The 6,408-nt window shown below is 69.6% G+C and carries 6 protein-coding genes; 1 reads left to right on the forward strand and 5 read right to left on the reverse strand.

The annotated features are described in order from the left end of the window. Window positions 1-162 precede the first annotated feature (162 nt). Both ACFU74_RS19720 and ACFU74_RS19725 read right to left on the reverse strand, forming a co-directional pair. Window positions 163-1,956 (reverse strand): hypothetical protein, encoded by a 1,794-nt coding sequence (locus ACFU74_RS19720; RefSeq protein WP_380758322.1) that lies wholly within the window; start codon window positions 1,954-1,956, stop codon window positions 163-165. Beyond that, window positions 1,953-2,879 (reverse strand): hypothetical protein, encoded by a 927-nt coding sequence (locus ACFU74_RS19725; protein WP_380758324.1) that lies wholly within the window; start codon window positions 2,877-2,879, stop codon window positions 1,953-1,955. The genes ACFU74_RS19720 and ACFU74_RS19725 overlap by 4 nt, the downstream gene beginning before the upstream one ends. A 111-nt stretch (window positions 2,880-2,990) precedes the next feature. Between ACFU74_RS19725 and ACFU74_RS19730 the strand changes: the two genes are divergently transcribed. Beyond that, entirely contained in the window at window positions 2,991-3,287 is a 297-nt protein-coding gene (locus ACFU74_RS19730) for a helix-turn-helix domain-containing protein (RefSeq protein ID WP_380758326.1), read from the forward strand. Between the two features lie 189 nt (window positions 3,288-3,476). On the opposite strand, the gene ACFU74_RS19735 is transcribed toward ACFU74_RS19730, so the two are convergent. From ACFU74_RS19735 to ACFU74_RS19745, 3 genes are all read right to left on the reverse strand, one after another. Continuing rightward, window positions 3,477-4,055 (reverse strand): hypothetical protein, encoded by a 579-nt coding sequence (locus ACFU74_RS19735; RefSeq protein WP_380758329.1) that lies wholly within the window; start codon window positions 4,053-4,055, stop codon window positions 3,477-3,479. A gap of 164 nt (window positions 4,056-4,219) precedes the next feature. Then, window positions 4,220-4,957 carry a hypothetical protein gene (locus tag ACFU74_RS19740; protein ID WP_380758331.1) on the reverse strand — a complete coding sequence of 246 codons (738 nt, stop codon included), beginning with the start codon at window positions 4,955-4,957 and terminating at the stop codon, window positions 4,220-4,222. Window positions 4,958-5,021: 64 nt separating this feature from the next. After that, window positions 5,022-6,131 carry a hypothetical protein gene (locus ACFU74_RS19745; protein ID WP_380758333.1) on the reverse strand — a complete coding sequence of 370 codons (1,110 nt, stop codon included), beginning with the start codon at window positions 6,129-6,131 and terminating at the stop codon, window positions 5,022-5,024. Window positions 6,132-6,408 lie beyond the last annotated feature (277 nt).

Here is a 6,408-nt window from a genome sequence, read left to right on the forward strand (position 1 = left end):
AGGTGGCGTGCGATGGCGGTGGCGCTTCGTGACGTAGATCACGGGGTCGCTCGGGCCGCTTCGGAGGTGGCCAGGTTGAGGCGGGCGTGCGAAAACTGCCGCCGGGCGGCAGGCCAACGGCTATGTGATGCAGGTCCCTTCGGGCCTTCTGTGGGCTGTTCGTCAGTCGGGTGGTGGGGGAAGGCCGTTGAAGTCGGCCGGGGCGGGCGTGAGGCCGTCGTAGTCCTCGATGGCGTTCGTTGCAGTGAGCTCCGGGCTGGTGGTGCGGAGCCAGTCCTGGATGGTCCGCAGGTTGATCATGAGGATCATCAGGGCGAGCAGGATCGTCTGGGCGACGCGTCCGTGAGCGAGGCGTTTCTTCGGGTCGGCGATGTTGATGTGATGGCCCTTGGCGCGGCCGTTGACGGCCTCGTTGTGGGCCCTCATGGGCTTGTAGACGTCGCGCCATGCCGGGCCGAGGTAGGGGCGGTCCTGCCGGAGCTTGTCGAGCTTGCCGAGGTCGCCGGGACGGACCGTGATCGTCGGCTTGCGGCAGATCCTCGGCAGGTCCTTGGTCGGGGGCGGCTGCAGGCGCTCGGCAGGGGCGATCTGGATGCTGGGTTTCGCGGCGAGGTGGGCCGCGGTGGAACGGGCGCTGGTGAGGTCGACCACCGTGGGCGGTCCGGCCTGGGGCCGGTGCGCGCGGTTGAAGCGGGGGCAGGTCACGGAGGGGGATGGGCCGGCGGCAGGGCACTGGAGGCGGACCGTCCCGTGCCGGTCGGGACCCTGCTTGCGTTTGAGGAAGTAGGGCTCCCGGGCTGCCAGTCGCTGCCGCAGTGTCTCGTCGGGATCGCGGACCGTCTTGTCGTCGATCCCGGTCGTGGCGTTGGCGAGGTTCTCGGGCATGAGCGGGCAGGTGAGGGTGCCGTCGACGAGGGCGGCGCCGAGGTGGCTGCCCTGGATGCCGCGCTGGTCCTGTTTGTAGTCGAGGGCGAGCTGGTAGCCGAGTCGGCGGACGTGCAGCTGGAAGTGCTCGGTGGTCTGGTCGGTGTATGCGCGGTCGGCGGCGAGCAGACCGACGGGCAGACCGAGCGGAACGAGGGCCTGGAGCGTGTGGACGGCGTTGGGCCCGACGCGCTTGCCGGGGCTGTCGAGGACGGCGCCCAGGATGAGCTGAGGGTGCCTGCTCACCCGGGTTCCGGCTGCCGGATGGTTCGCGGGGTGGCGGCGGCTGACCGCAGCCAGGAGGGTTGCGCTGTGCCCGAAGACGCCCTCGGTGCTGCCTCCGCTGAAGTGCCAGCCTGCCGTGATCTCCACGGATGCCAGGCCGCGGCGGTCGCTCTGGGGGTGGTGCCAGGCGGGGAAGGCCGTGGTGTCGGCGCCCACGTCGCCCTGCCAGCCTTTGAAGAGACCGCGCCGGTGGGCCAGGCGGACGGTGACCAGGACCAGACGGTTGCTGATCTGTTGCAGGAGGTCACGGCGGCGCACATGCTCGGCGTCGTCGCCTTCCCAAGCGGCGGCGTGCACGGTCGCGTCGGCGAGGGGGAGTCGGCGGCGGCGGTCCGTGCGGGCCGGATCCAGTGCGGTGGTCAGGCGGTCGAACGACCGGTAGACGCGCTGGCAGAACGCGTTGCGCGCCCATGGGTCGTCGGGCTCGATCTCCGGGACGTTGAGCCAGGCCCGCGCGGTGGGGCTGAGCTGGTCGAGCAGGACCCGGCAGGCGTCGGCCAGGTTCGCGCTCGCGTGGTAGTGCAGCGCCAGCAGCACGCCCACCAGCACGGTGCGGACAGGCAGTCCGCCGGGGCCGGGACGGCCTGCCAGTTCCGCGTCGATCAGATCGAGCGCGCCGCAGCGGCGGAGCAGGAAGTCAACCTGACCGACCTTGGAATCCGGGATCTCCGCAGGCGCGTCGGTGACCGGCCGTGGCCGACGCCGCCGGGCCTTCTCCGCATCCCGCCACGTGCGGGGAAAGGTCACGCCGTCCTGCCGCGCAGGAGCCGGGCCGCGGTGGCGTCGTCGAGCGGCGGGACGAAATGCTGGAAGCGGGCAAGCGAGGCGGCGGAGGCGAGCCCTGCGGCCTTGGCGATCAGATCGTGGTCGATGCGCTCGCGCATCAGCTCCACGATCCAGCCAGCCCGCAACCGGCCGACCGACAGCGGCGGCAGGCCGTCGGTGGGCTGGTGCAGGTGAGACCAGGAGCCGATGAGGTTCTTCGCATAGGGCCTCGTGCGCCGCGGCCGGAACAGGTAGCGGCCGCCGGCCTCCTCGGCGAGGTCGGCCAGGACCTCCTCCCACTGAGCGCGGGCGGCCACCGGCGAGCGCTCGATGCCCGTGTGGACCAGTGGATGCCCGCGGCCGGGCCGCCGAAGATCCAGACCCCTGGTGGCGGCCACCTCCCTGGGCATCAGCCCGAAGCCGGCGCCGAGCCCCAGCAGGGCGAGCGCGTCAGTTCGCTGCTGGCCGCGCAGGCGCGAGGCCCAGTCGCGAAGCCCGGCCAACTCGTCGCTGCTGTAGGGCTCGTGCGGATTGGCGGGTGCGTGCAGCTTGGGCGGGACGGGCTCGCCCCGGTCCGTCCAGGCCAGTGCGTCCCGCACGCGCCGCAGCCAGGCGCGGTAGGTCTGCACCGAGGTCGGTGCGAGGACAGCCGCCCGGGACAGCACGAACGCGTCGATGACCTCGCCCCGCAGCCAGGTGTCCGGATCCCGCGGCAGCCCGCTCTCCTCGGCCCACAACGCCAGGCCGGCCGTGGCATGCAGCAGCCGCTCGACGTCGTAGGGCACGGCCGTGGCCGTCGCCGTGACGACGGACCGCACGAACGGCGCGACGTCCTCCCATGCGTCCGGCGCCTGGCGGGGCCGGTAGCGGGCGATCTTCGCGGACGTGTCCGGATCAAGGGTCACGGTCCACGAATACCGGCTGGTCAAGCAGCCGTCAGGGGATTGATCCACTTCAACGGACAGGATGGTGTGAGCATGGTCGGCGGTAGCGCCCGCGTGCGCCCCCCACGGGAGATGACCGACGATCCGGAAGCCTGGCCCCGCGAGGCCAGCACCGACATCGGCGCCGAAACCGTGCGGGAGATCTCCCGCCGCCTCGCCGACGTCCTCGCGGATCGGGGATGGAGCCTTCGCCAGGCCGCTTCCGGCTCGGGAGTGAACCGACAGACGATCGCGGACCTGCTGGCCGGCCGATCCTGGCCGGACGTCGCCACCGTCGCCCGCCTGGAGAACTTCCTGGACGTTCCGTTGTACCCGCACCGCGTTGAGACGCGCATCGCGCATGGTGAACGGCCTTCCCGTCCCCGGTGACTCGGTCCCCGGGAACGATGAAATAGGCCACGCACCCCCCGAGGTCAGCGCGCTTGCTCTAACCTCGGGGGTGCGTGAACCAGTTGATAGGGGCCACGTGATGGTTCCGAAGCGGCTGTAACCGCGACGGAACCGGTTCCCTCCTCCCTGCCAGGGGAGGAGGGAACACCTTTCGGGAGGGGCGCGTCGTTAGGCGACTCCCCCCAACGGCAGCCCATCGAAGCGGGCGATCGCGAACACACCGACCGGACCCTCGACAGCCTTGCCCTGCTGCGCGAGCCGCTTGCACGTCGACCGGGTCGTCTCCTGAGGCGCCCGGCCCTCCTTGCCGGACGCCGGACGCCCGATGGCCTCGGTGATCTCCCGCACCCGCATAGGTCGTCCCGCGGTAGCCAGGACCTGAAGGACGGCCTGCATGACCTCACCGGATTGGGCGCCCTGACGCCCTGCGGCAGGGCGTGGCAGAGCCGGCTCCGTGGGCGGAACCGGCGAGGATTCCTCGGCGGCGCCTGGGCCGGGTTCTGCGGCGGCCGTCGGCTCCAGCTCAGCCGGGGCCTGCGGCGGCTGGTCGACTTCGAGCTCTGCCAGGACCTCGGCCAGCTGATCTCGGGCGCCGCTGACACGGGCCAGCTCCGCCCTCAGCGTGGCGAGCTCGTCCTCCAGCGCCGCCTGCCGCCGCTCCAGTTCGCCGGCCTTCGCGGCATAGAAGTCCACGGCGATCCGCAGTCCCGGAGCCGCAACAGCCTCGTCCCCGTCCACGGCTCCCACGCGCCCTCCCCAGACGTCCAACACTTGCCAGCCGCAGACATCGTAGGGAATGCCAGGCGTGCCAGACAGCCAAACAGCCAACCATGTCTGGCACTTGGGGACGCAGTCTGGCAGATGGACAGGCCCACGGTGAGTTCGAGGACCGGTTGGGCGAGCGGCATCGGTCAAGGGCGCCAGGCGAGCAACGTTGTCCTCACCTGCGAGAGCATCTGGTCGAGCAGATGCGCGGCGCGGGCCTGCGGCGGAGCTTCACGGTGCGAGGCCTGCCAGAATGACGCGGTCAGCTCCTCGACCGCCGGGAGTATCTGCCGATCCGTTTCACGGGCAACCAGCATCACGAAGCGCAGGTAATGGGCGATGTAGGTCTTCTCCCGATGTTCATCGGTGAGCGCCTCCACCCTTCCCTGTAGCGTGGCTGTGGCAGGCGAATCACGGAAGACTGCCCCCAGCGCCGCGAGGGCCAGACGGACTCCCAAGCACTCCACGTCCCAACGTGTGAGCACCTCCGCGAGATGCTCCTCGACCGCAGCTCTCGCCCGGACCACCGCCGCGGGATCCGCCTGCGGATGCGCGCCAGGCCAATACTCCGCCCGATGCCGGTCGGCCTCGGTGGCGATACCGAAAAGCGCCATGACCAGCTCCATCCGCTCCTGGGCGGGCACACGGTCATCGACCGCCAACGCCACCAGTAGCGGGACACCCTTGGCCGTGGACACGTCGCAGGTGTCCTGGTGATGGATCTCGTTGTAGAACTCGCCCAGGAAATCGCGGTCCGAATCCCACGGGCCGAACTCCGGCCCGAAGAGAAGCCCTGCATGCGGGGGCATGGTGCGGTTTCGGAACCGGTCGACCGCCACAGCCCTGAAGATCCGGCGTATCTCAGGCTCGAACAGCTCGTCCAATCCGTCCGCTGCGGAAAGCCCGGAGCCATCATCCGGCCGGCGGGTTCTCCCGGTGTCGGAAGTGTCACCCATCGAATCGCCGCCAGTCCAGGTCGAGCCGGCCGAGCGGCCGCAGTGCGCTGCGGTGATGGGCGCCGATCCAGACCTCGACCTCGTCATCGTTCTCCCACCTCGGCGTGACGAGGGCGACGATGCCGGGCCCGACGAGGAAGTCGGTCGGAGCGACCGGGGCCATGAACGGGCGCAGCGGTACACGGTGTAGGCAACTCTCCAACATGGGCAGCAACCGCTTGGGGAAGCCCTCGGGGAATGCCTTGTAGGGGGCGGTCATCGCGGCCTCGTACAGCGAGAACTGCAGGAGAAATCCACTCAGGGGCTCCTGCTCGGGAACGGGGTTGTCCGCCTCGTCGATCCATACCGTCGGGTCCGTGTCCGTAGCATCGACTTCCCACGGAATCGACCAGTCCCACCCACCCTGGTTCTCGACGCCGAAGACGAGATAGCCCGCAGAACTGTCGGGTTGCACCTGATCAACCGGCTTGATCCGGTTCTGGCCCCCGAGCATGGCCGGGCGATTCTCGGCGAGGCGGTAGAAGCCGGCCAGCGCGGAAGGGATGGAACGAGGTATCTCGCCGGGCGGATGTGGTTCGGCTTCCGGGTGCCAACCCGTGACGAAGAGCTGTAGGGCCCTGCCCGGATCCGTGCCCACGTGGTCGAGCCACCCGAGACCGGGCAGGTCGGGCGGGCTTGCAGGCGGCCGAACCACGGCAAGCAACTCGCGGTTCAATGGCGGATCGATCCGCAGGTGGCAGCTGTAGAGCTCGTCATCGGCCCACTTGCTCCGCGAATGCCGGACAGGGCCGACGTAGACACAGCGTTCGTCCACCCGGACGAACAGGTGTACTGACAAGGCCTGGTCCGGCTCGGTTCCTGTGAACGGGTCTCGCCCGGTAAGCCTTGATGCAGCCATCGCCGGCGTCGGACCTTGCAGGCGGAACTCCTGGTCATTCCACACGCCGCCGACCTCCGGATCGTCCACAGCGTCCGAGATGATCACCGTCGCCGCCGTCCCGACCACGACCGAGGCCCTCCCGACGGCGAACGCTTGGTACTCCGCGCCCGCGAGATCGAGCGCCACACTCACATCGACCATGTCCGAACGTGTCAGTGGCATCCGCGGAGTGTATCCGGGAAGTGATCATTGACGATCTGGGAAGCGATCTTCGGAGCCCTCGGACCTCCCCTGGCCAGCGGTACTCGTGAACAGTCCACCCAACGGAAGTCCCGCCCGAGCGGTTGATCGGGCGGGACTTCTGCGTTGTGGGGGTGCGTCGGCGGACGGGGGGTCAGTCGGGGGCGTTCCGGCGGGCTGTGAGGCGCCTCACAGGTGCTTCGCGGGCACTCGCTTGTATATATTACTTCCCGCAGGGTTCTATAGTCTTAGTTTCTTC

It is taken from the genome of Kitasatospora sp. NPDC057500, assembly GCF_042802195.1.
In the GTDB taxonomy this organism is placed as follows: Bacteria; Actinomycetota; Actinomycetes; order Streptomycetales; family Streptomycetaceae; genus Kitasatospora.